Origin of the sequence: Thalassobacter stenotrophicus, from assembly GCF_001458315.1 — a bacterium.
GTDB lineage: Bacteria > Pseudomonadota > Alphaproteobacteria > Rhodobacterales > Rhodobacteraceae > Thalassobacter > Thalassobacter stenotrophicus.
In genome coordinates this window covers 544,012-566,137 of sequence record NZ_CYRX01000033.1, presented here as the reverse complement: position 1 = coordinate 566,137, position 22,126 = coordinate 544,012, and the positions used below count along the sequence as shown (strand labels likewise).

Genomic DNA, 22,126 nt, shown 5'->3' with positions numbered 1-22,126 from the left:
CTTATGTTCTCATTCTGCACCGATCCCTCGACCCTGGAGACCTACCAGTGGTTCGCCTGCTACTTCACCACGGGTAAGCATGCGAACTTCTATTGGGCCTTCGTCACTGTGCTATTGTTGCTCGCGGTCACGGCGCCGACGTCTCTTGCGATGGGATTTGGCGGGGCGTCTGCCGCGCGCTCACGCATCGCGCCGGTGCGCTGGCTTGGGCACGGATATATCTCCGTGGTGCGCGGCGTGCCCGACATCGCATTTTTCTTGTTCTTTGTGATCGCCCTTGATCAGGGGCTAGAGTTCTTGCGCCACAGCGCACTATGCCCCGACTGGGACCAACCAATCCGCCAGGGCAACGATTTCATCGTCTGTGACGCGGCCAAACTGCCCTTGGGCAACGCACCACAATGGGTGCATGAGGTATACGGCTTCGCGCTTGCGGTCTTTACCTTTGCCATCGTGTTCGGCGCCTTTGCCGCCAACGTCCTATACGGGGCAATGCAGGCGGTGCCCCGCGCGCAATTAGAAACCGCGGAGGCATACGGCATGACCCACCGCCAGACCTTCTGGCGCATTCTCGTGCCGCAAATGTGGGTCTATGCCCTGCCCGGCCTGAGCAACTTATGGATGGTTCTGATCAAAGCCACCCCCCTGCTATTCCTGTTGGGCGTTGAAGACATCGTTTACTGGGCGCGCGAACTGGGCGGCACGGCTAACCCGCGCTTCACAGACTACCCTCACGGCGATTGGCGCATGTGGTATTTTCTGTTTCTGCTGGTGTTCTACCTCGCCTTTACGCGCGTATCCGAGGTCGTGCTAGAACGGCTGATGAACCGCCTGACCCACGGCCAAGCCACCACCGGCGGCGAAGCACAAAGGAAAGCCGCCTGATGGACAGCTGCCTGCAAACCATTGGCGATTATGGCCTGCGCGCGCTCGGCTACGGTGAGCGACTGCTCCCACGCAGCGATTTCACCCTGTGCCAGCAGTTCACCCTGATCGGCTCGGGGATGTTGTGGAACATCTACTTCGGCGTTTTCGCACTGCTCGCGGGCTTTGTGCTGGCGGTCGCGGTGGCGATGGGCAAGGCCTCCAGCAACCGGTTGGTGCGCAAACCCTCAGAATGGTTCATCTTCTTGTTCCGCGGCTCACCGCTGTTTATTCAATTCTTCTTCGCCTACTTCTTCTTTCTCTCGCTCAAAGGCGTCTCGCCGATCTTTGACGCGTTTTCGTCGGCATGGTTGGGCGCATTGATTGTGTTGTTCCTCAACACCGCCGCCTACTCCGGTGAGATCTTTTTCGGCGCACTCAAATCGATCCCAAAGGGCGATATGGAGGCCGCGGACGCCTATGGCCTATCCGGCTACGCCAAATTCCGCCGCATCACATTCCCCACGATGATGCGCCTCGCTTGGCCGGCCTATACGAATGAGGCGATCTTTCTGTTTCACGCCACTGCACTGGTGTTCTTTTCCGGCTTTCCCGCGCGCCAGCAACGCGGCGATGCCCTGTATTACGCTAACTATTTCGCCGATAAGACCTTTAATCCCTTTGTGCCTTACCCCATTCTTGCGGGATATTTCATCCTGCTGACCTTGGTGGTGATCCTGTCTATGGGGGCGATCAATCGTCGCCTGAACCGACACCTCGGCAAGGCTCCCAAGCTAAAGATAAGGCCCACACTGATCCGATGAGTTGGCTCCACGACAACCCGCACATTCACTCTGTCCGCGCGGTTGCGTGCGATCTAAACGCCCAAGCCCGAGGCAAACGTGTTCCCCGCCGCTTTGCCCACAAACTTGAGGATGAGGGCACACGGTTCCCGTTTTCTGTCCTCAATCTGGATATTTGGGGCGAAGATATCGAAGACAGCCCGCTGGTGTTTGACACCGGCGACGCGGACGGCATTCTGTTGCCCACCGACCGGGGCTATGTGCCGATGCCGTGGCTCGAAACACCCACCGCTCTGCTGCCGCTGTGGATGTTCCACGACGAAGGCCGCCCGTTTGCCGGTGACCCGCGTCACGCACTAAACGCTGTCGTCGCGCGCTACACCGCAAAGGGGCTGACGCCAGTAGTGGCGACCGAGTTAGAATTTTACCTGATCGATGACAGTCGCCGCGTCCTGCGTGTGCCGCCCTCGCCCCGCTCTGGCAAACGCCGTGCCGGAGCCGAGACCTTGGCAATGCGCCAGCTGGATGCGTTCGATCAGTTCTTTACCGAACTCTACGACGCCTGCGAGGCCATGGACATTCCCGCGGACACCGCCATTTCCGAGGCAGGTCTTGGCCAGTTTGAAATCAACATGATGCATCAGCCTGATGCCCTAAAAGCCGCGGATGACGCATGGCTTTTCAAGTTGTTGGTCCGAGGCCTTGCCCGCAAACACGGATTTGCGGCCAGCTTTATGGCCAAGCCCTATCCCGACTATGCGGGCAACGGTCTGCATACGCACTTTTCCGTGCTTGATCAGGCCGGCAAGAACATCTTTGACGATGGCGGCCCAAAGGGCACAGAAACCCTGCGCCACGCCATTGCGGGCCTGCTGGCGGCCACACCCGCATCAATGCTCATCTTCGCCCCCCACGCCAACAGCTACGACCGCCTTGTGCCCGGCGCCCATGCTCCCACAGGGCTCGCATGGGCCTATGAGAACCGGACGGCGGCCATCCGTGTGCCCTCCGGCCCTCCCGTGGCGCGCCGCATCGAGCATCGCATCGCGGGCGGTGACATTAATCCTTACTTGATGCTCGCGGTCGTATTGGGCGCGGCTCTCGCAGGGATCGAGGACGCCAATGAACCACCCGCACCGATCACCGGCAACGCATACGCGCTAGACCTGCCCCAAACGCCCGAGACTTGGGCCGAGGCCATCGCCCGATTTGAAAGCGATCCTTGGATCAAGCGCCTCCTGCCCGAGGGATTGATCCAGAACCTTCTGCTAACCAAGAAGCAAGAATTAACCGACGTGAGCGAGCTAACCGACGCAGAGCGCATGGACCTCTATCTCGACACGGTTTAACCTCTGCCCATGGACCTCCTTGACGACGACCCCACCGGCGATCCCAACGGATCAAACGCCCCTGAATTCACCGTGTCCGAGCTGTCGGGCGCCGTCAAACGCACCCTAGAGGGTGAGTTTGGGCGCATTCGCGTGCGCGGTGAGGTCGGGCGTGTTGTCCGCGCGCGGTCAGGCCACATCTATTACGACGTCAAAGACGATCGCAACACGCTCGCCTGCACCACATGGAAAGGCCAAGCCGCCCGGCTCAGCGTACAGCCCGAAGAGGGGATGGAGGTCATCGTCACAGGCCGCCTCACGGCTTACGGCGCCCAGTCAAAATACAACATGAACGTTGAGGAGTTAGAGGTCGCAGGCGCAGGTGCCCTGATGGCCATGCTTGAAAAGCGTAAGCAACAGCTTACCGCTGAAGGTCTCTTCGCGCCGGAACGTAAGAAACCCCTCCCCTACCTGCCCGAGGTCATCGGCGTCGTCACCTCACCCTCCGGCGCCGTAATCCGCGATATTTTGCACCGCTTGCGCGACCGCTTCCCACGGCGTGTGATTATCTGGCCAGTGGCCGTACAAGGCAAACCTTGCGCCCCCGAAGTCGCGAATGCGATCCGCGGCTTCAACGCGATGCCCGAGGGCGCGCCCACACCGGACCTGATCATCGTGGCCCGTGGCGGTGGCTCGATCGAGGACCTCTGGGGCTTCAACGAAGAAATCGTCGTGCGCGCCGCCGCCGAAAGCCGCATTCCCCTGATCTCAGCCGTGGGGCACGAAACGGATACCACGCTGATCGACTACGCCGCCGATCAACGCGCCCCTACCCCCACCGCCGCCGCGGAAATGGCCGTACCCGTGCGGCTGGACCTGATGGGCTGGGTCGATCAGCAGGGCGCGCGGATGACACAGACGCTTCGCATGGGCTTGCGCCAACGCACCCAACGCGCCACCGATCTGGCCCGCGCTCTACCACGCCCCGACACGCTTTTATCTCAACCGCGCCAGCGCCTCGACCTCAGCTCAGAACGTCTGCCAAACGCCCTGCGCGCGCGCACCAATGCCGGACGTATGGCGCTGTCGCGGCTCGAAGGGCGCATGACACCCAACACACTCCGCGCAGCCCTGCGCACGCAAGATCAACGTCTCCAAACTGCCACAGCCCGCCTCGCCCCCCGCGCCCAATCACAGGTCGCTGCACTGCGCGCAAAACTCGATTCATTGGAACGCATGCGCCTATCTCTGGGCTACGAAGAAACACTCAAACGCGGCTACGCCGTCGTCTGGGGCGATGATGCCGTCGTCACCTCCCACAAAGCCCTCAAATCAGTAGAAACCGTGGAAATCGAATTCGCAGACGGGCGCAAACCAGTCACGCCAACCACTCCCAAGAAACCAAAACAAAAAATAGCCCCGCCCGATCAAGGCTCCCTCTTCTAAGCAGTCTTTGGTTTCAAAATATCCCGGGGGCGTCCGCAGGACGGGGGCAGAGCCCCATTCAACCGCGCAACCGGTCCATAGCGGCCGCCCAGATCATCCCACCTGTCGCCATCAAGCCCCCAAACATCCGCCCCCCGGGCAATGCAGGCACGGGCAACTTACCCAACAAATCCAAGCGAGTTCGGTCGCCACATGTCGCCTCTGCAAGGACCTTGCCCGCAAGCCCTGACAAGGCCAACCCGTGCCCCGAATACCCGCCCGCCGCAAAAACACCGCCACCCAAATCCGCGACAAAGGGCAACCTTGTGGCCGTCACTGCTAGGGTGCCCCCCCACGCGTGATCAAACCGCACATCCGCCAACTCCGGATATACCCGTCCAAGGTTCTGCCGCACCCGCGTGGCAATGTCAGATGGATAGCGTTTGCCATAGCTTTCGCCCCCGCCATAAACCAACCGCCCATCCCGGGTTTGCCAAAAGTAATTCACGACGAACCTATCATCCGCCACCGCAATCGGATCAGTCATAGGGGCTGCAGCGCCCAAAGGCTCAGTCACGGCGATAAAGTTATTGATGGGCAGGACCCGCGCTGCCACGCGGCTAGTCAGGTGCGGACCCAACCCGTTGGTCGCATGCACCACACTGGCCGCGCGCACCTCCCCACCGTTCGTTTGGACAAGGCCTGATGTTAGGCGATGCACCTCAGAACGCTCATACAGCCTAACGCCAGTATCCTCACATGCGCGCACCAGCCCCGCGACATAGGCAAGCGGGTTACAAAAACCTGCGCTCATATCCACCACGCCACCCGCAAAGGCCTGCGTACCGAGGCGTGTGGCCATTTCATCCTTTGACCATAAATCTAACGACTGGCCATACCGGTCCGCCATATGTGCCATGTGTTCGCCGTAGCCTGTCGCCTCTTGCTCGCGCGAAAACGCATGCACAATTCCCGGCCGATAATCGGCCTCTGGCGCATGCGCCTCGATCAACTCACGGGTGAGTGCTTTGGCCTCTTCCGCCTGCGTCCAAAGCTGCGCGGCCATCTCAACGCCTAGCTTTTTCTCCAGCTTGCGCTGATCCCAGTTAAAGCCGCTGCCCACTTGCCCGCCATTCCGCCCCGACGCGCCCCAGCCAAAGCGCGCAGCCTCCAGCACAATGACATCTTGGCCCATCTGCGCAGCATGCAAAGCCGTCGATAGCCCCGTGATCCCACCACCCACGACACAGACGTCAGCTGTCGTTGCCCCACGCAGAGGTTCATACTGCGGCATCGGCGGCTGAAGGCTCGCATAATAGCTGTCTGGATGCTGGCTCAACGGGCCATTGGTATGCAGCCAGCTCATACGTTTAACAGCAGGTGCTCCCGCTCCCACGGGGAAATCTCCTGTAGGAAGGCCCGATATTCCAAATCCTTCACAGAGCGATAAATCTCAGCAAATCGCGGGTGCAGCACCTCATGGATCTCGGTCGCCTCGGCGAACAGGTCCAGCGCTTCGGCCATGTTCCGCGGGATGCCTTCATCACTCGCGTAGGCGTCGCCTTTGAATTGCTCTGCCGGTTCAATCTGATTGACCAACCCCAAGTAGCCACAAGCCAATGACCCTGCGATCCCGAGGTAGGGGTTGCAATCCATTCCCGCGATCCGGTTTTCCAATCGCCGAGCCTGCGTGTTCGAAATCGGCACGCGTAGGCCTGTGGTCCGGTTATCCCGCCCCCATTCGAGGTTAATTGGCGCGGCGAAATCCGGCACATACCGGCGATAACTGTTCACGTAAGGCGCCAAAAGCGCGATCACCTGCGGCAAGTGCTTTTGCATGCCCCCGATGAAGTGCGAAAAGGCAGGCGTTTCCTCGCCCTGCGCGTCCACAAAAATGTTGTTACCATCCGTACCAACGACCGAGTGGTGAATGTGCATCGCGCTGCCCGGCTGATCTTGGATCGGCTTGGCCATAAACGTGGCATAGCAATCGTGGCGCAGAGCGGCCTCTCGGATCATGCGTTTGAAATAGAATATCTCATCGGCCAGTTTCACCGGATCACCGTGGCGCAGGTTCATCTCGATCTGACCCGAGCCGCCCTCTTGCAAGATGCCGTCGATCTCGAGGCCCATCGCTTCGGCGAAATCATAAATATCGTCGATAACGGGACCGTATTCATCCACCGCAGACATGGAATAGGCCTGTCGCGCCGCCGCCGGCCGCCCAGAGCGCCCCAAGGGCGGAACCACGGGTTGGCGCGGGTCCGTGTTGCGCGCCACAAGGTAGAATTCCATCTCTGGGGCAACGACGGGCTCCCACCCGCGGGCGCGGTACAGCGCGACGACACGCGCCAGCACGTTGCGCGGAGCGACGGGCACAGGCGCGCCGTCAGGATCGACCATGTCGTGTATGACTTGAAGGGTCCAATCCGCCGTCCACGGTGCCGCGCAGGCAGTCTCTAGGTCCGGTTGCAGGATCATGTCGGGCTCAAGGAATGGCTGGTCCCCATCGTCGGCCCACTCACCTGTGATGGTCTGCTGAAAGATTGAGGCAGGCAGGTAAAAATGAGACTGCTTGGCGAATTTAGCCGCCGGCATCGCCTTGCCCCGGGCAATGCCCGACAGGTCCGAAACGATACATTCCACCTCATCCAGACGACGCCCCTTAAGGTAGGCGCGCGCGTGCTCGGGCAATCCAGAAAGCCAATCATCCATTATGTGCATCCTTGAAAAAGGCCGCGATCATGGCAGCGGCTGATGCCTGATCAATGGGCTGATCCAACGCAACCACCGCCGCATCCATGCGGTCAGGGTCATAGCCTGCCATGCCTCTGCGCATCTTAATGTAGGTCTCAATCACTTGCGGTGAAAACTCAGGATGCGGCTGAAGCGAAAGCATGCGGTCCCCGTACACAAGCGCCGCATTCTCACAGAAATCAGAAGAGGCCAGAACACGAGCCGCCTCGGGCCGTGTGACAACCTGATCTTGATGCAGCGCATTCAGCGCGATATCGCGGTCCCCCATGCGGTAAACAGCGCGTCCAATCCCCCAGCCACCATCATATTTGACAACTTTTCCGCCCATCGCCTGCGCCATGATTTGATGGCCAAAACAAATCCCAACCTGCGGGATACCCGCTGCGTAGGCGTCACGAATGAACGCCTCAAGCGGAGGAATAAATGGATGGTCCTCATATGCGCCGTGCTTTGAGCCAGTCAGAAGCCAGCCATCACACGTGGTGACGCTGGGCGGAAAGACCATGTTTTCGATGTCATAGCTGGAGAAGGTCAGGCCGTGTCCGTTAAAGAGGCCCTCGAACATGGTGTCGAAGTCTCCGTGGTGCGCTGCGACCTCGCCCGAGGTATGGCCGCATTGCAAGATACCGATGTGCATAATTCACCTGTGCGTTTGCAGCGCGACCTTAGGCGCGACACAGCGCCTTGCCAAGCGGGCGTTTTGCCTCTTTCGGGCGGGGGCCGAGGCGCGTAAACCGAGGCCAACTGGATGATGCCCAAGGAGGCCCGCATGAATATTCTGATCCTCGGCAGCGGCGGGCGCGAACATGCGCTGGCTTGGGCGGTCAAGCAAAACCCAAAATGTGACCGCTTGATTGTGGCGCCCGGAAACGCGGGTATGGCGCACCTCGCTTGGTGCGCAGACCTCGACATTATGGACGGCGCTGCGGTGACGGACTTTGCCGTGGCAAATGCAGTGGATTTTGTAATCATCGGACCTGAGGCGCCTTTGGCCGCTGGCGTGTCTGACGTGATCCGCGCGGCGGGCATCGCGTGCTTTGGCCCCAGCCAAGCCGCGGCTGAGCTAGAAGCCTCCAAGGCGTTCACCAAAGAGATCTGCGATGCCGCAGGTGCCCCAACCGCCGCATACGCACGTTTCACCGCACTGGCCCCCGCACAGGATTACGTTCGCCAACAGGGCGCGCCTATCGTCGTCAAAGCCGACGGGCTTGCTGCGGGCAAAGGCGTGATTGTTGCGATGACAGAGGCCGAAGCCCTTGCCGGGCTAGAGGATATCTTTGGCGGTGCGTTTGGCGATGCCGGCGCGGAGGTCGTGATCGAAGCCTTCCTCGAAGGTGAAGAGGCCAGCTTTTTTGTGCTGGTCGATGGCGAAAACCTCATGCCGCTCGGCACCGCTCAAGATCATAAGCGCGTCGGTGATGGCGACACCGGTCCCAACACTGGCGGTATGGGCGCATATTCCCCCGCGCCCGTGATGACGCCCGAAGTGGTAGAGGCAACACTTGCGCAAATCGTGCGGCCAACGATGGCGGAAATGGCACGTCGCGGCAGCCCTTATCAGGGTATTTTGTTCGTCGGTCTGATGATCAAAGACGGCCAGCCAAGCCTCGTGGAATATAACGTGCGATTTGGTGACCCTGAGTGCCAATGCCTGATGATGCGCCTTGGTGGGCAAGCATTGGATGTTATGCTTGCCTGTGCCGAAGGGCGGCTTTCGCAAGCGCAGGTGCACTGGGCGGATGATCACGTGATGACCGTTGTGATGGCTGCCAATGGCTACCCTGGCGCCTATGAAAAAGGCAGCAAGATTAACGGGCTGGACGACATTGCAGAAGACAGCAAAACCATGGTGTTCCACGCAGGTACAGCGGCAAAAGATGGCGCAATCGTGGCAACAGGCGGCCGGGTGTTGGCGGTGACCGCGCGGGCAGATAGCCTCGCAGAAGCACGCGAACGCGCCTATAAGATGGTCGATACAATTGATTGGCCCGGTGGCTTTTGCCGCCGTGATATCGGGTGGCGGGCGCTGTAACGCCCCAAAAACTACGGCAGGCCCATAGCGCGGCCTGCCTGTTCACAGACAATAAAGAATTTTGCGGTAGCAGGATGGAACACTCGCACAACCTGAGAGCTCCTGATGCCCAAAATCACTGCATTCCTTCGCCATAAACCGATTCTTTGGGCTATCCTTGCAGCGACCGCCCTGCCCATTGTTCTTGCCGCGATGCTGTCGCTCTTTTCCACTGTGAAAAGTGTGAGGGAATACAGTGATTACAGCACGTTAATCACATATACGACCTTTTCAACGCGGCTATCCGCATTGGTGCATGAACAGCAAAAAGAGCGGGGCGCATCCGCCCTATTTCTTAGCTCAAAGGGTCAAACATTCGGCCCCGAATTGCGTGATCAGCGCGAGTTGACGACGAAGCTACGCACAGAGATCAAAGGGCAGATTGCAGAGCTATCGCAACGGTATCCTGACAATCCGATCAATCCACAGCTTAAGGGCATCGTAACCCAGCTTGCCGTGATGGATGACATGCGGTCGCAAGTGGATGCGCAATCGGTTTCGGTGGGCCAGGCTGTCGCCTACTACACCAAGCTCAACGCAGACGTCTTATCAGCAATCCGCGCCTTTGCCGCGCAAAGCCCAGACCCACGCAGCTTTGCAGCCATTTCCGCCTATTCCGCTTTCTTGCAAGGCAAGGAGCGAGCCGGCATTGAGCGCGCCATCGGTTCCGGTGGCTTCGCGGCGGGCTTTACGGTGCAGTCCCTAACGCGCCTCAACGTGCTGATCGCTGCGCAAAACGTGTACTATTCGCAGTTCAAATCCGACGCGACCGCAGAACAGATCGCTCGGTTTGATACATTGATGTCCTCTGAGGCCGCGACCAGTGTTCAGCGTATGCGCGATGTGGCGAACGCGGGTGGATTAAGTGGTGCGACTGAGGGCATCACAGGGCCCGCACACTTCTCCGCACAGACAAACAAAATCAACCTTTTGAAGGAATTTGAAGACTCGCTCACCGCAGATTTGCTCGCGTTCACCAATGCCGCCCAAAGACAAATCCTCACAAACGGTATCCTGACAGTCGCAGGGCTAACAGCTTGTTTCCTCTTGTGCTTGGCCTTCAGCGTGCTGATGGCACGGGTCATTCGCAACTCGGTGGTTGAGATCTCAACTGTCGCGACAAAAATGGCAGAGGGCGAATTGCAAACCGAAGTGCCCGAGGTAACAGAAACTGAACTGGGGCAACTGTCGGCCGCAATCGCATCATTCCGCGACAGCATTCTTGAAGCTCAATCCCGAGAAGCAGAGTTGCAGGAGCGTGAACGCAACGAAGTCGAAACACGGCGACAGCAGGAGCGCGAAGCAGCAGCGACCGCGGAACGAACCGCTTTGGCCGAAGCCGCGAATGAGGAACAAGCCCGCAAAACGAACGAAAAGATCGCGGAGGAAATCGCGTCAGTTGTACGATCTTTCGCCCATGGTGATTTCTCAAAGCGGCTCCCCGTCGAGGACAAAGAAGGCACATTCAAAGAGCTTTGCGTCGGCATAAATGAGATCGGCCAGGCAACGGAAACCAGCCTCTCTGCTATTAAGACAGCGGTTGAAGCTTTGGCTGAGGGCGATATGAGCCACCGAGTTGCAGGCCAATACGATGGTATTTTTAAACTGATCATCGGCAGCGTAAACGATGCGATGGACAGCCTGACGAAAATCGTTAGCAGCATCCGCGACAGCAGCATGAATATGCGCGACTCAACCGATAGCATCGCTTCTGCCGCTCAAGACTTGGCAAAACGGACTGAAAACAATGCAGCGTCGCTCCAAGAAACCACCGTCTCCTTGGCCGCGCTCACGACGTCGGTTCAAGAGGCATCTGGCATCGCACGTGAAGCCAGCGCAGACGCCGCCGATGTGAACCGGGCAACCCATCAAGGCAATACCCTTCTGCAAGAAACCGTTCAGGCGATGGAGGAGATCAAGAAAAGCTCCGCCGCAATCAACAAGGTGATTGACCTGATCGACGACATTTCCTTCCAAACCAACCTTTTGGCCCTGAATGCTAACGTTGAAGCCGCCCGAGTGGGTGAAGCTGGTCGCGGATTTATGGTTGTCGCCAATGAAGTTCGCAGTCTCGCTGGCCGCTCTTCTGAGGCCGCAAAAGAGATTGCTGGCTTGATTTCACTCAACGACAAAAGCATCGGGGACGGTGTGGCACTGGTCGACCAAAGCCGCTCTTCACTTGAAGCGATCGCTACGCGCGTGCAGGAAATTTCCGATCGGATTCAACGCATTGCAGAAACGTCGGATCAACAAAGTTCAGGTCTAGCTGAAGTGAACGAAGTATGTGCTCATCTGGACCAATCGACCCAACAAAACGCAGCAATGTTCGAGGAAACAACTGCGGCTATCAATGTAATGAACGAGGAAGCGGCAAGCCTAATGGGCGCGGTTGGCGCATTCAAAACACAGCAGGATACCACAGAAGACGGACAGAACGCTTTGGTGGCATAAGCAGTATACAAGTTAAAACGTAGCCTTTGGGTTCAAACACCAAGGCCACGCTGGAACTATAGAGCGCCTAGCGCATCCCCAGGGCTTCTTTGTACATGTCCAATATTGCCTCTTCCTCGGCAATATCGTCAGGCTCACGCTTCCGCAGCGCCATTACTTTGCGCATAACCTTAGTGTCGTAGCCCCGCCCTTTGGCTTCGGCCATCACTTCCTTCTGCTGCTCAGCAATGTCCTTCTTCTCTTGATCAAGGCGCTCAAGACGTTCGATGAACTGACGCAGTTCGTCGGCTGTGACACGGTAGCTATCGGGCGTTGAGTTCGAGTGGGTTTCGGCGGACATATCGGACATAAGCAAGCTCCTGCGGAACGGAATGAGCACCGTGCCTATCCTGACGACCCGTCTTGCGCAACGGGGATTCTGACGCTAGCGAAGGGCAACTCAAAGGGAGCAAAACCATGGAATGGATGGTGTGGATCGGCGCAGGCATGACATTCGCGGGAATAGCGCTGCTTGTATGGTGTGTCGCTATTGCGGTGAAAGCCAAGCGTGCAGGACTTGAAGGTGCAGAAATGGAGCTGCGCCTACGCGGGTTGGTGGCACTGAACCTCGGTGCCGTGGCTATATCCGCGCTAGGCTTGATGTTGGTTGTTGTCGGCATCTTTCTCAGCTGACGCTTACCCCGGCTGTGGCGGCTGCTTGTCACCGCGATCAAACGCTTCCCAACCTTCGCCGTTGAAAACATCAACCCCGAGCTGTGCGAGCACGTGGGGAAAGTCTACCATTACGTAATTATCGACAATCTTACCGTTCTCAACCTTCCAAAAATCCATGTAGCGGATTGTAATCCGCTTACCTGTGGCTTCGACGCCCATAAACCGGCCTGAATGATTGGCCTCTTGCCGACCAAAAGCTGCGGCCCACTCACCCATATAAAGTCGCGCTTCATCCACGCAGACTTTGTCCGAAAACGCAGCCTGAAAGGGCTTTTGCCAGTTTTCTTGAAACGCGCGCAGGCCTTCTTTGGTGCCACATCCCGTATTACCCATCCAACGAAAACCTTCAGCAAAGAACTCTCCGATGTCGGCAATGCGGTGGTCATTCAATCCATCGACCATACCTTCGATTACCGCCCGGGTCTCTTCGGTCTTGGACATATCGGCTTCACGCGTGAGGGTGGCTTGTTCGGGGCGGCTGCCTTTCATGGGGACGTCCTTTTGCTATTTGGCTTTGATTTGTTGTGTGATCAGCCGCGCTGCGCGGTGACCGATCATGATAGAGGGCGCATTTGTATTCGCAGATGTGATACGCGGCATAACACTCGCGTCAGCAACCCACAGCCCGCGAATGCCACGAACCGCAAGATCATGGCCAACGACCGCACCAATCGCACATGTTCCAACCGGGTGGTACGCGGTTCCCAGACGTGCATCGATATGTGCGTCAACTGCCGCAGTATCATCACCCGTCGCCGGGAACACTTCCGGTGCCGACCGCTGGCCGAAGGGGGCTGCGCGCAAAAGCGCGCGCAGGGCGCACAGGCCCTCGCGCAACTTCACCCTATCATCACGATTACTCAGCAACCCAAGATCAATCTGCACCGCGCCGTCGGTCCCAAGCGTCATACTCCCACGCGAGCGCGGTTGCATCAAACAAACATCCGCGTAGTACCCCGCGCCGAAACCTATCGCTCGCTTGCCATAGCCAATGCGTGTCGGGACAAAATGAACCTGAAACTGAGGAGCAACGCCGTCCTTACCAGACAGGAACGCACCCGCTTCGACAGTATTCGAAGCCAAAGGCCCGCGCCCAGACACAAGCCATTGAAACGGCGCTAGGGCCCAAAGCGGCAATTGCGCAAATGTCAGCCCACGTCCCGAACCGCGTCTTTCGTGATGGACCGCCACAGCTGGATGATCGTGCAAATTGGCGCCCACCCCGGGAATATCATGCTGCAGGGTGATACCAGTGTTCCGCAACATGTTGGCAGGACCCAAACCCGACTGCATCAAAATTTGTGGTGTTCCAATTGTCCCCGCACTGAGAACGACGCCTGCACGGGCCATGATTTTGTCACCCCCGCAAGTCTCCACACCCTGAATTCGCCCATTGGTAAGCGTCAACTTACGAGCATGCTGCCCCTTCAGCACATGAACATTGGTGCCTCGCAAAAAAGCATCCACAGGTGAGCGGCGCTGCCCGTTTTTAATGTTCACAATGAACGGTCCGCTCGACACAGTCTCGGGCGTTGGCGGGCCACCGTGGACCTGCTCCAAGGCGGCGCTCAGTGGATGCGGATCACGCAAGGGCGCGGGCCGCATTTGTTCTTCAACCGCCTCGAAATGAGGGCGGACATCATCCCAACCCCACCCTGGGCCCCAGTGGTCATAGTCATCCGCGCGGCCCCGGAACCAGACCATCGAATTCATCGATGCCGATCCGCCCAACATCTTGCCCCGAGGCACGGAAATACACCGTCCGCCCAAACTTGTTTGAGGCACGGTGCGATAGGCCCAATCGCGCTGCGACCCCATCAACCAAATCAGGCCAAACGGAACTCGCACCAAAGGGTGCCGATCCGATGGACCAGCCTCAAGCAAGGCAATCGAAAGCGTGGGATTCTGCGCCGCCAGGCGGCCAGCACACGTCGCACCCGCAGCCCCGCCCCCGACAACGATCAGATCAAACGTCTTAGCCAACCCGTTCGCCGGTTTGCGCATCAAACAGATGGCAGATGCCGACAGGAATGTCTGCGGCAAAGGGCGCACCGATCTGTGTGCGGAACTCTTTTCCCGCCTTCACGGCCGCCAATGCGCCTCCGGCTTTGACGGTGACCATCGTGCTATCGCCCAATAATTCCATCGAATAAACCGGGGCACTCAACTGGCCTTCGCCTTGCGCGACGCTGGCGTCCTCAGCACGAAACCCACAGATCACGGGGCCATTGGCAACGCCGCTAAATCCAGAAACAGTTATGTTGTCGCCCGTAAAGGTGCCATCGCGCATCTCACCTTCCATCAGGTTCATCGCAGGGTTGCCAATGAAGCCCGCGACAAACGTATTGGCCGGTCGATCATAAATCTCGGTCGGGGTGCCGACTTGCTGCACCTTGCCCTGCTTCATCACGACTACACGATCCGCAAGCGTCATAGCCTCGATCTGGTCGTGTGTGACGTAAATCGTGGTGACCTGAAGCTCATGGCTCAGGTTTTTGATCTGTGCACGGGTCGATACGCGCAACTTGGCATCAAGGTTGGAAAGCGGCTCATCCATCAAGAACACTTGGGGTTTGCGCACGATTGCGCGCGCCAAAGCGACCCGCTGACGCTGTCCACCCGACAACGCGGCGGGTTTGCGATGCAAAAACTCTTCCAACTCAACCATAGCGGCGGCTTTCATCACCCTGTCGTGATGATCGGCCTCTGGCACTTTACGCACCTTCAGTGGAAAACGGATGTTCTCATAGACGTCCATGTTCGGATAAAGACCGTAGCTTTGGAACACCATCGCCACATCCCGATCCTTTGGGTCGAGGTCATTAACCCGGTTGCCGCCAATCACGATGTCACCAGACGTCGGGTCCTCAAGGCCCGCGATCATCCGCATGGTCGTGGTTTTGCCGCAGCCAGAGGGGCCCAAAAGGACCAAAAATTCCCGATCAGCAATCGTCAGATCAAATTTATGCACGCCGACGAAATCGCCCCAACGCTTCGTCACATCCTTTAAGACGATCTCGGCCATGATCTGCTACCTCTGTTGTGTCGCAAGCACACTAGACAGCGCGCGCAGGGCGGGGCAAGAGTTTTTGCATAGGTTTGCAAAAATCACGGAACGCATCGTCAAATGGATCTCGCTCAGCTGAAATCAGAGGCTTTCGCCACCCTTCAGGGCCTTTTCTCAGGTACCACCGCCCCACACGAAGACGCCCAAGCGCAGGCCATGCATCCGGTCGGCCATGTGACAGGCGGCGCGGACGTGGCGGAGATATGGCACGCGTTGCGCCGCGCCCTGCCCGATGGGGAGCGGAGAGACGACATTTTTCTTGCAGGCGAAAACCACCCAGACCCGCGGGCAAAATTTGAGCGATTTGGACCGCTGGTCGCCTGCATGGGCAGTTATCAAGGTACCTTTAGCGCGCCACTGTTTGGCATTCCGCCCAGCCACGGCGTCGTCACCCTACGCTACGGTGAGGCGCATTACTTTGAGGACGGTCGCCTGAGGCGGTCTTGGCTAATTTGGGATCTTGCGGACCTGTTGTTGCAAGTGGGCCGCTGGCCCTTGGCCGCGCCTCTTGGTGCGCCGGGTCACTGGCCGGGGCCCAAAGGCGGTGGCGGTGTTTTGCTCGACAGGGCGGGTCCTGCAGATGCACTGACCCGCGTCTTTGCGATGCACGACGCCCTTTTGAGCTTTGACGGAAAATCGCTCGATTCCATGCCGATGTCTGACTGGTGGACCGAAAACTTTATGTACTATGCCGGGGGCGGTATCGGTACGACCCGCGGCCTTGCAGGGTTTCGCGCGCATCACCAGATACCGTTTTTACACGCCTTTCCAGATCGTTACGCAATCGGTCATTTCATCCGAATTGGGGACGGTGACTTTGCCGTAACAGGCGGTGACGTGGGCGCGACCCACACGGGTGAATACCTCGGCATGGCCCCCACAGGCCGCCCCATCAGAATGTCAGTCATGGACTTTTACCGGTTCGATGGTGATCGGATCGCGGAAAATTGGCTACCAATCGACATCCTCGGGCTCGCGGCCCAGATGGGCGTAGACGTCTTAGCGCGGGTAGCACACCACGCAGGAGCACCCCGCCGAACGCTTTAGGGCACAAGCGTTTCCCGCATCTTGGCCACGGCGTTTTCGAGCAGTGGGGCGGGCTGCCAAAACGTGGAATCGCGCGTGCTATAGCCCCAGATACGGCTCAGAAGAAGGCCCAGCCCCTCATCCTCAGCCGCCCAAATGGGACCGCCCTGAGCGCGCGGCCAACCCAAGCCAAACACAGCCGCCACATCTAGGTCAGAGGCGCGGGCAACACCCTGCGCGCCCAAAATCCGCGCCGCTTGATTGCTAATCGCCGCCGCGCAATAGGGCACGATATCGGCATCAAGGACCGGTTTTTGGGCAGGCTGCAAAAGCGCGATCGCCGATTGAACCGCCGGATTTTCGCCCACAAGTTCACCGGCGTCCCACGTGTAATAGCCCAAGCCGGATTTGATCCCGTTTTGCCCCGCCGCGATCAAGGATGCGGCTAGTTTGATGCCGCCTTCCGACTGATGCGCCGCGGCCTGTGCGATGCGGGTCCGAGTGGCCACAATGCCGAAGCGGTCTTGCCGTACAAACGGCCCCTCGCGCCAGCCAGCCTTGGCAAAAGCCGCGTCGATCTGCGCCACGCTCGCCCCCGCCATAAGCAAATGATCTGCGGCCACGAGCCAAGCTGCCTCAAGCGCAGGCAACACCGGTGGCTTGCCTGCTGGAACCTCAATCGCGGGCTGATCTAATGCACGCGCTAATGCGAGGCCAAGGGCCCGCGCCTCTGGGCTGGTAGTCTCAGACGGGCACAGCTCCAACACCGCGCGCGGCGCCATCAACCCCCGACAGGGCAACACTTGAGCAGCCAGCGGCGCAGGCACGACCTGTCCGTCCGACGGGCACAAGCAGACTGCATCGCCCCGCATATGTGCAAGCACATCAGGCCGCACCCCGCCCATAAACACCACATCGCATGACCCGATATCCTGCAAGTTTTCGACTAGGTTAATCCCATTCATTAGGGCATTGAGGCGTCCGGCCGAAAGATGACCCGCAACCTCAGACCGCTGGAGGTGACGCTCAATCTGAGCATTCAGCCTAGCACGAGCATCAGGATCATCGCCGCCCACGACCAATGCCAAATTCGCACGCAAAGCGCGGGCTCCCAAAAGGGCGGCGATCCGATCACTCTGCGCGTCACCGCTTGCCACTAGCCCAAGCCGCCCGACCGAAACCTGCCCTATATCTAAGGCATTGGGCCGCACCGCATCCCGCCGCGCAAGAAAGATAGCACGCAGAGCCCGCGCGGCCGGGTCCTCTGCACAGGTTGCCGCCAATCGTGCCTCCAGCCGAAAACCAGATGCCATATCATCCGTCAAAGCGGCCTCAATACAGGCCAGAATTGCACGTGGCGCAGCAGTTGGTGCATCAACAACAGCCCGCTTGGTCCGCTCCGCGGCCAGAGCCTCAAGATCCAGCTTTGAATGAACCAAGGCATCCAACCGTTTTCGCGTCGGGCGCGGGGCAACCTGCAAGGCCCGTGTTATCGCGGCGTCCAATGGTGCGCCTTGGGTGACTATATCCAAAAGTCCCAATTGTTTAGCCCGCCGCGTGCCGAATGCGCGCCCACCCAGCAGCGCGCTCATGGCGGCACGCCCGCCGACAATCCGCGTTAACCTTTGTATTCCGCCCGCCGCAGGCAACCAGCCCAGCGCGATGTCCGGGAATGAGAATTGCGTATCCACTTGTGCGACGCGAAAGTGGCAGGCCAGCGCCAACTCTAGTCCCGGGCCAATCGCAGCCCCATGGATCGCGGCGACAGTCGGCTTGCGCGCGTCCTCAAGCATCCGGCACAGCGCCGACAATGCCGGATCCGGCCGCACCACCGCGCCACGCAAATCCGCGCCTGACGCGAAACCCGTGCCCCCACCCTTGATCACCAATGCCCGCACATCAGCATCTAACAGCGCCGCCTGAACAACCGATTGAGCCTCGGCAATGACCTCCGGCTCCAGCCCATTCCGCGGAGGATGCGCCAACGTGATAATTGCAACACCTCGCTGATCATAGCGGTTCACAAATTGGGGCCGCGTTTGGGTCATGCTATCTTTCATCAAATGCCTCGGTCTGTGCCAACCCGCGCGCTCAAATACACCGCGCGCAAAGCTGATCCGTCAATAATACCTAAGTGTTCGCAGCCGCAGCGCCGTTGACAAGTCTCTTGCCGCTTGCGACCAGGGCGAATGGAATGTTTGCATCCCCTTGTGACCTCAGCGCCGCAGTTTGCGCATGCGTGGCAGCCGCTTGATCGGTGTTGGCCACGATGAAAGGGTTTCCCGACCTCCCGCCACTTTGGCTGCTGGCCTGTTTGCTCCTGACGTGGGCGCTTGCCTCGTGGCTACCACTCGCTACTTTTGCAGGGCCAGTCGCCACATTCATCTCGGTCATCTTACTTCTGCTGGGCCTAGGGCTCATCGTCTGGTCCGCGTCATGGTTTTACCAAAAGCAAACCACGATTGAGCCGCACCACACCCCACGCGTCCTCATCGTTGAGGGGCCATACAAAGTAACCCGCAACCCGATCTATCTGGGCATGGTCGCCATCGCCGCCGCAGCCGTTTTCTGGCACGGTGCCCTGATCACATTGCCCCTGCCCGCGATCTTCGCCCTCATCTTGCAACGTCGCTTCATCGAACCCGAAGAGATCGCCTTGCACCTGACGTTTGGCGACACCGCGCTTGACTATATCTCCCGCACGCGCCGCTGGCTTTGACACCGCTCGCAATTGCTTGATTGGCGTTGCGCCGTGGGCTGCTCTATATGCAAGATTACCAAACATCGGAGCCATCTTGATGCGTCACACTCTCGCGGCCTGCGTTCTTGCCCTTCTTCCCCTATCCGCCGTTCAGGCTGATCCCGTGGTGGTGGAGCTTTTCACCTCGCAGGGGTGCTCCTCTTGCCCACCCGCAGATGCGCTGCTGGGTGAGTTGGGCCGCAATGAGGACGTTATCGCACTGGCTTTGCACGTGGACTATTGGGATTATATCGGTTGGCCCGACACCTTTGCCCAGCCGGCCTTTGGAAAACGTCAAAAGGGGTATGCCCGCGCCGCTGGCAGTACCGTCGTCTACACGCCGCATATGGTGGTGGGCGGCACCGACCACGTGGCAGGCGCCAAACCGATGCAAGTCATGGAACAGATTGCGGCCCACACGGAACGCGCGCCCGCCATGCGCATGACGGTGGCTTCAGGGCCGAACGGCATTACCATTCGTGCAGAGGCTGACAATCCAATCGACCCGCCCGCTCGGATCATACTTGTGACCTATACGCCGTCACAAACCGTGGACATCACCTCCGGTGAGAACGCAGGCAAATCTGTGACCTATACGCATGTCGTAACGGATTGGACCGCACTTGAACGCTTTGATGGCGCGCGCCCTCTAACGGTCACACTGCCCCCCGCGCCCGAACCACCGGCGCGGCGCGTGGTGCTTGCCCAAGGGGAAAACTATGGCCCCTACCTTGCGACGCTACGCATCGATTAGGGCGCTTTGGCCACACCAACGCCAATCATAGCGTCCCGCGTGACCAACGCAGCAAGGTCAGCCTCGCTCAAATCCGCAGTGCCCTCGGGCCGCGCGGGCACCACAAGATACCGCATATCCGCCGTACTATCATGCACTCGCAGTGTAACTCCCGCGGGCAGCTCCAAGCCGAACTCAGACAACACTTTACGCGGCTCACGCACAGTGCGGGACCGGTACGCCCGCGATTTGTACCAATCAGGCGGCAAGCCCAACAAGTTACGCGGATAACAAGAACACAGCGTACAAACGACCACGTTGTGAACGTCCGCCGTGTTCTCGATCGCGATCAAACGCATAGGCCCTACATCGAACCCCATCTCGGCGCAGGCCGCCGACCCATCCGCCAACAGCCGCGCCCGAAACGCGGGATCAACCCAAGCCCTCGCCACAACTGCGGCCCCGTGCGCAGGATTGCGCGCATCCATCGCCTCAATCTGGGCCGACACAGCCTCCGCCGTTGTCACGCCCTTTTCGATCATCAATTCCCGCACCGCGATCTCCATGACCTGCCAATAGCTCAGCGGTCCGTCTTGATCTGCACGGTAAGGATGGCCAGACGGGCTCAATTCATCATGGTCATGGTGATCATGTGGCATCGCGCACCCCTCCCTCCTTTGTTCCAAAAATACTCAAAATTCCAACGCCATCAAACGGGCTCAAGCCAATGGGCATAGATTTCCGCCTCAAGCACATCTTCGGGACGCTCTGCATCTGCCCCCCAAACATCGCCCATCCGAAACCGCACCCGGTACAGAGCCAAAGGGTCCGCCCGCAGACCATATGCAAGCTGCTCGGGGTTGCCAAACGGGCCCAAGGTCCGCTCAACCTCGCCGATTTTGCCGCGCAGGTAGCTGGGCGTGCGAACATGCCCCGGCGGTGCCCAAGTGCGCACCCGTACCTTATCCAGCATTGCTCGCCTCACCGTAGGTCTCACCGCGCGCCTGCACGGCCTGCATCTTTTCGCCCAACTCAGCGATCGAATAGACCCCCTGCTCCAACAGGTTTTGATTGATCGCCGCAACCCAACGCTCATAGTAGGTCATGGTTTCAAAGGCCGCCTCGCCCATGTCTTCCAGCGCGCGACGCAGCCCATCCACGGTAAAATGTCCCGCACCTGAGGCGAGGATCATCAACGCATCTACCCGCTTTTCCCAAAGGGCAAAGTCATGGTCATCCTGCGGGATTGGCCCGGCAAGCGCGCCACCCATATCGTGCCAGCGTTTGCCGTCCAGCCCGCTCATGCCTCAGCCGCGAGCGCGTCAATCTGCCCGCGCAGCCCGTCCAGTTGATATCCCCCAGAGGCCGTCGCGCTCAGGATGTCATCGGTGGGCATTTGCCCCGCCTGCGCCAAGGCCCACATGATCGCAGAACGTGTGCCCGACGCACAATAGGCCACGACCGCGCCTTCGCTGCCGGCCATCGCCTCGGATTGCTCCTCCACGTTGTCCATCGTCATAGCGCCCATCGTGATAGGGTTGAACACAAACGCGAGGCCTGCCGCCTCAGCGGCCTGTTGCATCGCGGCGGCCTGTAGTGGCGGAGGGTTCTCCACCTCGGGGCGGTTACAAATTACGGTCGTCACGCCCTGTGCGGCCAGCGCCGCCATGTCTGAGGGCTCCAATTGCGGTGCCGCAAAAAAGCCGGGCGCTAATTGTCTAAGATCCATCATTACTCCTTAGGTGTCTTCCGGTGGTGCGGGCGGGTTCGCCCTGCAGGTTGGCACCATCGTGGACCGAGACGCGCGCCGGTTCAACTGCTCCCACGCCCAAACTCTAGCGCGGCTCCAATTATTCAACCTGTGGGTAAGCACAAAAAACGTCACTCATCTGATGCACCGCAAAGAACCTGTCACACATCCGGGGCATACTGTTGCCAAAGGTCTCAATAAGGAGGAACACGATGGCCACCCTACCACGGACTGCCCCCGACACACCGACCGCTGAAACGATTGATCTATGGTCGCGTCAGATGATCGAAATGCAGAAAATGCTGCTTCAGCCTGCATTGTTTCAGGACCGTAGCGAGCCTGCCCCAAAGGTTGAGGAAGCCGATGACGACATGTGGGACAATATGCCGGTCTAGCC

General features: G+C 59.1%; 23 protein-coding genes. 11 read left to right on the top strand and 12 right to left on the bottom strand.

Annotation, left to right across the window (positions count from 1 at the left end):
* Nucleotides 1–3 precede the first annotated feature (3 nt).
* From THS5294_RS17250 to xseA, 4 genes are read left to right on the top strand one after another with little or no spacing between them, the layout of a single operon-like run.
* Nucleotides 4–885, top strand: a complete 882-nt coding sequence (locus THS5294_RS17250; RefSeq protein ID WP_058124690.1) for an ABC transporter permease — start codon at nt 4–6, stop codon at nt 883–885.
* Complete coding sequence (locus THS5294_RS17245) at nt 885–1,688, top strand: ABC transporter permease (RefSeq protein ID WP_058124689.1); 804 nt, start codon at nt 885–887, stop codon at nt 1,686–1,688. The genes THS5294_RS17250 and THS5294_RS17245 overlap by 1 nt, the downstream gene beginning before the upstream one ends.
* Nucleotides 1,685–3,016, top strand: a complete 1,332-nt coding sequence (locus THS5294_RS17240; RefSeq protein WP_058124688.1) for a glutamine synthetase family protein — start codon at nt 1,685–1,687, stop codon at nt 3,014–3,016. The genes THS5294_RS17245 and THS5294_RS17240 overlap by 4 nt, the downstream gene beginning before the upstream one ends.
* Nucleotides 3,017–3,025: 9 nt before the next feature.
* Nucleotides 3,026–4,441, top strand: a complete 1,416-nt coding sequence (gene xseA / locus THS5294_RS17235) for an exodeoxyribonuclease VII large subunit (protein ID WP_058124687.1) — start codon at nt 3,026–3,028, stop codon at nt 4,439–4,441.
* A gap of 58 nt (nt 4,442–4,499) precedes the next feature.
* Here the strand turns inward: xseA and THS5294_RS17230 are convergent, their stop codons facing one another.
* From THS5294_RS17230 to THS5294_RS17220, 3 genes are read right to left on the bottom strand one after another with little or no spacing between them, the layout of a single operon-like run.
* Entirely contained in the window at nt 4,500–5,786 is a 1,287-nt protein-coding gene (locus tag THS5294_RS17230) for an NAD(P)/FAD-dependent oxidoreductase (RefSeq protein ID WP_058124686.1), read from the bottom strand.
* Nucleotides 5,783–7,135 (bottom strand): glutamine synthetase family protein, encoded by a 1,353-nt coding sequence (locus THS5294_RS17225; RefSeq protein WP_058124685.1) that lies wholly within the window; start codon nt 7,133–7,135, stop codon nt 5,783–5,785. The genes THS5294_RS17230 and THS5294_RS17225 overlap by 4 nt, the downstream gene beginning before the upstream one ends.
* Complete coding sequence (locus THS5294_RS17220) at nt 7,128–7,814, bottom strand: type 1 glutamine amidotransferase (RefSeq protein ID WP_058124684.1); 687 nt, start codon at nt 7,812–7,814, stop codon at nt 7,128–7,130. The genes THS5294_RS17225 and THS5294_RS17220 overlap by 8 nt, the downstream gene beginning before the upstream one ends.
* A 132-nt stretch (nt 7,815–7,946) precedes the next feature.
* On the opposite strand from THS5294_RS17220, the gene purD reads away from it, so the two are divergent.
* Nucleotides 7,947–9,209 carry a phosphoribosylamine--glycine ligase gene (gene purD, locus THS5294_RS17215; RefSeq protein WP_058124804.1) on the top strand — a complete coding sequence of 421 codons (1,263 nt, stop codon included), beginning with the start codon at nt 7,947–7,949 and terminating at the stop codon, nt 9,207–9,209.
* Between the two features lie 105 nt (nt 9,210–9,314).
* Nucleotides 9,315–11,699, top strand: a complete 2,385-nt coding sequence (locus THS5294_RS17210) for a methyl-accepting chemotaxis protein (protein ID WP_058124683.1) — start codon at nt 9,315–9,317, stop codon at nt 11,697–11,699.
* Nucleotides 11,700–11,766: 67 nt separating this feature from the next.
* Here THS5294_RS17210 and THS5294_RS17205 read toward each other — a convergent pair whose 3' ends face one another.
* Nucleotides 11,767–12,048 (bottom strand): DUF2312 domain-containing protein, encoded by a 282-nt coding sequence (locus THS5294_RS17205; RefSeq protein ID WP_038004835.1) that lies wholly within the window; start codon nt 12,046–12,048, stop codon nt 11,767–11,769.
* Between the two features lie 107 nt (nt 12,049–12,155).
* Between THS5294_RS17205 and THS5294_RS17200 the strand changes: the two genes are divergently transcribed.
* Nucleotides 12,156–12,371: a hypothetical protein gene (locus tag THS5294_RS17200; protein ID WP_038004833.1), complete on the top strand. Its 216-nt coding sequence runs from the start codon at nt 12,156–12,158 to the stop codon at nt 12,369–12,371.
* 3 nt (nt 12,372–12,374) lie between these two features.
* On the opposite strand, the gene THS5294_RS17195 is transcribed toward THS5294_RS17200, so the two are convergent.
* From THS5294_RS17195 to THS5294_RS17185, 3 genes are read right to left on the bottom strand one after another with little or no spacing between them, the layout of a single operon-like run.
* Nucleotides 12,375–12,902: an ester cyclase gene (locus tag THS5294_RS17195; protein WP_058124682.1), complete on the bottom strand. Its 528-nt coding sequence runs from the start codon at nt 12,900–12,902 to the stop codon at nt 12,375–12,377.
* Nucleotides 12,903–12,917: 15 nt separating this feature from the next.
* The gene (locus THS5294_RS17190) at nt 12,918–14,396 is read right to left on the bottom strand and encodes a GMC family oxidoreductase (RefSeq protein ID WP_158508609.1); all 1,479 of its coding nucleotides are present in this window, start codon (nt 14,394–14,396) and stop codon (nt 12,918–12,920) included.
* On the bottom strand, nt 14,389–15,438 hold the full coding sequence (locus tag THS5294_RS17185) for an ABC transporter ATP-binding protein (RefSeq protein ID WP_058124680.1): 1,050 nt from the start codon (nt 15,436–15,438) through the stop codon (nt 14,389–14,391). Before THS5294_RS17185 ends, THS5294_RS17190 begins: the two co-directional genes overlap by 8 nt.
* Nucleotides 15,439–15,540: 102 nt before the next feature.
* Here THS5294_RS17185 and THS5294_RS17180 point away from each other — a divergent pair, with 102 nt between their 5' ends.
* Nucleotides 15,541–16,527 carry an ester cyclase gene (locus tag THS5294_RS17180; RefSeq protein WP_058124679.1) on the top strand — a complete coding sequence of 329 codons (987 nt, stop codon included), beginning with the start codon at nt 15,541–15,543 and terminating at the stop codon, nt 16,525–16,527.
* On the opposite strand, the gene THS5294_RS17175 is transcribed toward THS5294_RS17180, so the two are convergent.
* Nucleotides 16,524–18,554 (bottom strand): enoyl-CoA hydratase-related protein, encoded by a 2,031-nt coding sequence (locus THS5294_RS17175; protein WP_058124678.1) that lies wholly within the window; start codon nt 18,552–18,554, stop codon nt 16,524–16,526. The two genes, THS5294_RS17180 and THS5294_RS17175, sit on opposite strands and share 4 nt — an antisense overlap.
* A gap of 221 nt (nt 18,555–18,775) precedes the next feature.
* Between THS5294_RS17175 and THS5294_RS17170 the strand changes: the two genes are divergently transcribed.
* Together THS5294_RS17170 and THS5294_RS17165 are read left to right on the top strand one after the other, a co-directional pair.
* On the top strand, nt 18,776–19,225 hold the full coding sequence (locus THS5294_RS17170) for a methyltransferase family protein (RefSeq protein WP_072936589.1): 450 nt from the start codon (nt 18,776–18,778) through the stop codon (nt 19,223–19,225).
* 79 nt (nt 19,226–19,304) lie between these two features.
* Nucleotides 19,305–20,000: a DUF1223 domain-containing protein gene (locus THS5294_RS17165; protein ID WP_058124676.1), complete on the top strand. Its 696-nt coding sequence runs from the start codon at nt 19,305–19,307 to the stop codon at nt 19,998–20,000.
* On the opposite strand, the gene nthA is transcribed toward THS5294_RS17165, so the two are convergent.
* Genes nthA through THS5294_RS17145 form a run of 4 tightly spaced genes read right to left on the bottom strand, consistent with a single transcriptional unit; the run spans nt 19,997 to nt 21,711 of the window.
* On the bottom strand, nt 19,997–20,638 hold the full coding sequence (gene nthA, locus THS5294_RS17160; RefSeq protein ID WP_058124675.1) for a nitrile hydratase subunit alpha: 642 nt from the start codon (nt 20,636–20,638) through the stop codon (nt 19,997–19,999). The two genes, THS5294_RS17165 and nthA, sit on opposite strands and share 4 nt — an antisense overlap.
* Before the next feature lie 50 nt (nt 20,639–20,688).
* Nucleotides 20,689–20,952 (bottom strand): SH3-like domain-containing protein, encoded by a 264-nt coding sequence (locus THS5294_RS18860; protein WP_038004821.1) that lies wholly within the window; start codon nt 20,950–20,952, stop codon nt 20,689–20,691.
* Nucleotides 20,942–21,283, bottom strand: a complete 342-nt coding sequence (locus THS5294_RS18855; protein WP_058124674.1) for an SH3-like domain-containing protein — start codon at nt 21,281–21,283, stop codon at nt 20,942–20,944. The genes THS5294_RS18860 and THS5294_RS18855 overlap by 11 nt, the downstream gene beginning before the upstream one ends.
* The gene (locus THS5294_RS17145) at nt 21,280–21,711 is read right to left on the bottom strand and encodes a protein tyrosine phosphatase family protein (RefSeq protein ID WP_306434255.1); all 432 of its coding nucleotides are present in this window, start codon (nt 21,709–21,711) and stop codon (nt 21,280–21,282) included. Before THS5294_RS17145 ends, THS5294_RS18855 begins: the two co-directional genes overlap by 4 nt.
* Nucleotides 21,712–21,941: 230 nt before the next feature.
* Here THS5294_RS17145 and THS5294_RS17140 point away from each other — a divergent pair, with 230 nt between their 5' ends.
* The gene (locus THS5294_RS17140; protein WP_058124672.1) at nt 21,942–22,124 is read left to right on the top strand and encodes a hypothetical protein; all 183 of its coding nucleotides are present in this window, start codon (nt 21,942–21,944) and stop codon (nt 22,122–22,124) included.
* Nucleotides 22,125–22,126: the final 2 nt, after the last annotated feature.

Coding starts and splice junctions, on each gene's coding strand:
- THS5294_RS17225 (WP_058124685.1), bottom strand. CDS start 7,135: ATGGATGATTGGCTTTCTGGATTGCCCGAGCACGCGCGCGCCTACCTT.
- THS5294_RS17165 (WP_058124676.1), top strand. CDS start 19,305: ATGCGTCACACTCTCGCGGCCTGCGTTCTTGCCCTTCTTCCCCTATCC.
- THS5294_RS17195 (WP_058124682.1), bottom strand. CDS start 12,902: ATGAAAGGCAGCCGCCCCGAACAAGCCACCCTCACGCGTGAAGCCGAT.
- THS5294_RS17210 (WP_058124683.1), top strand. CDS start 9,315: ATGCCCAAAATCACTGCATTCCTTCGCCATAAACCGATTCTTTGGGCT.
- nthA (WP_058124675.1), bottom strand. CDS start 20,638: ATGCCACATGATCACCATGACCATGATGAATTGAGCCCGTCTGGCCAT.
- THS5294_RS17175 (WP_058124678.1), bottom strand. CDS start 18,554: ATGACCCAAACGCGGCCCCAATTTGTGAACCGCTATGATCAGCGAGGT.
- THS5294_RS17250 (WP_058124690.1), top strand. CDS start 4: ATGTTCTCATTCTGCACCGATCCCTCGACCCTGGAGACCTACCAGTGG.
- THS5294_RS17205 (WP_038004835.1), bottom strand. CDS start 12,048: ATGTCCGATATGTCCGCCGAAACCCACTCGAACTCAACGCCCGATAGC.
- THS5294_RS17220 (WP_058124684.1), bottom strand. CDS start 7,814: ATGCACATCGGTATCTTGCAATGCGGCCATACCTCGGGCGAGGTCGCA.
- THS5294_RS17180 (WP_058124679.1), top strand. CDS start 15,541: ATGGATCTCGCTCAGCTGAAATCAGAGGCTTTCGCCACCCTTCAGGGC.
- THS5294_RS17170 (WP_072936589.1), top strand. CDS start 18,776: ATGAAAGGGTTTCCCGACCTCCCGCCACTTTGGCTGCTGGCCTGTTTG.
- THS5294_RS17240 (WP_058124688.1), top strand. CDS start 1,685: ATGAGTTGGCTCCACGACAACCCGCACATTCACTCTGTCCGCGCGGTT.
- THS5294_RS17245 (WP_058124689.1), top strand. CDS start 885: ATGGACAGCTGCCTGCAAACCATTGGCGATTATGGCCTGCGCGCGCTC.
- THS5294_RS17230 (WP_058124686.1), bottom strand. CDS start 5,786: ATGAGCTGGCTGCATACCAATGGCCCGTTGAGCCAGCATCCAGACAGC.
- purD (WP_058124804.1), top strand. CDS start 7,947: ATGAATATTCTGATCCTCGGCAGCGGCGGGCGCGAACATGCGCTGGCT.
- THS5294_RS17140 (WP_058124672.1), top strand. CDS start 21,942: ATGGCCACCCTACCACGGACTGCCCCCGACACACCGACCGCTGAAACG.
- THS5294_RS17145 (WP_306434255.1), bottom strand. CDS start 21,711: ATGATGGATCTTAGACAATTAGCGCCCGGCTTTTTTGCGGCACCGCAA.
- THS5294_RS17185 (WP_058124680.1), bottom strand. CDS start 15,438: ATGGCCGAGATCGTCTTAAAGGATGTGACGAAGCGTTGGGGCGATTTC.
- THS5294_RS18860 (WP_038004821.1), bottom strand. CDS start 20,952: ATGCTGGATAAGGTACGGGTGCGCACTTGGGCACCGCCGGGGCATGTT.
- THS5294_RS18855 (WP_058124674.1), bottom strand. CDS start 21,283: ATGAGCGGGCTGGACGGCAAACGCTGGCACGATATGGGTGGCGCGCTT.
- THS5294_RS17200 (WP_038004833.1), top strand. CDS start 12,156: ATGGAATGGATGGTGTGGATCGGCGCAGGCATGACATTCGCGGGAATA.
- xseA (WP_058124687.1), top strand. CDS start 3,026: ATGGACCTCCTTGACGACGACCCCACCGGCGATCCCAACGGATCAAAC.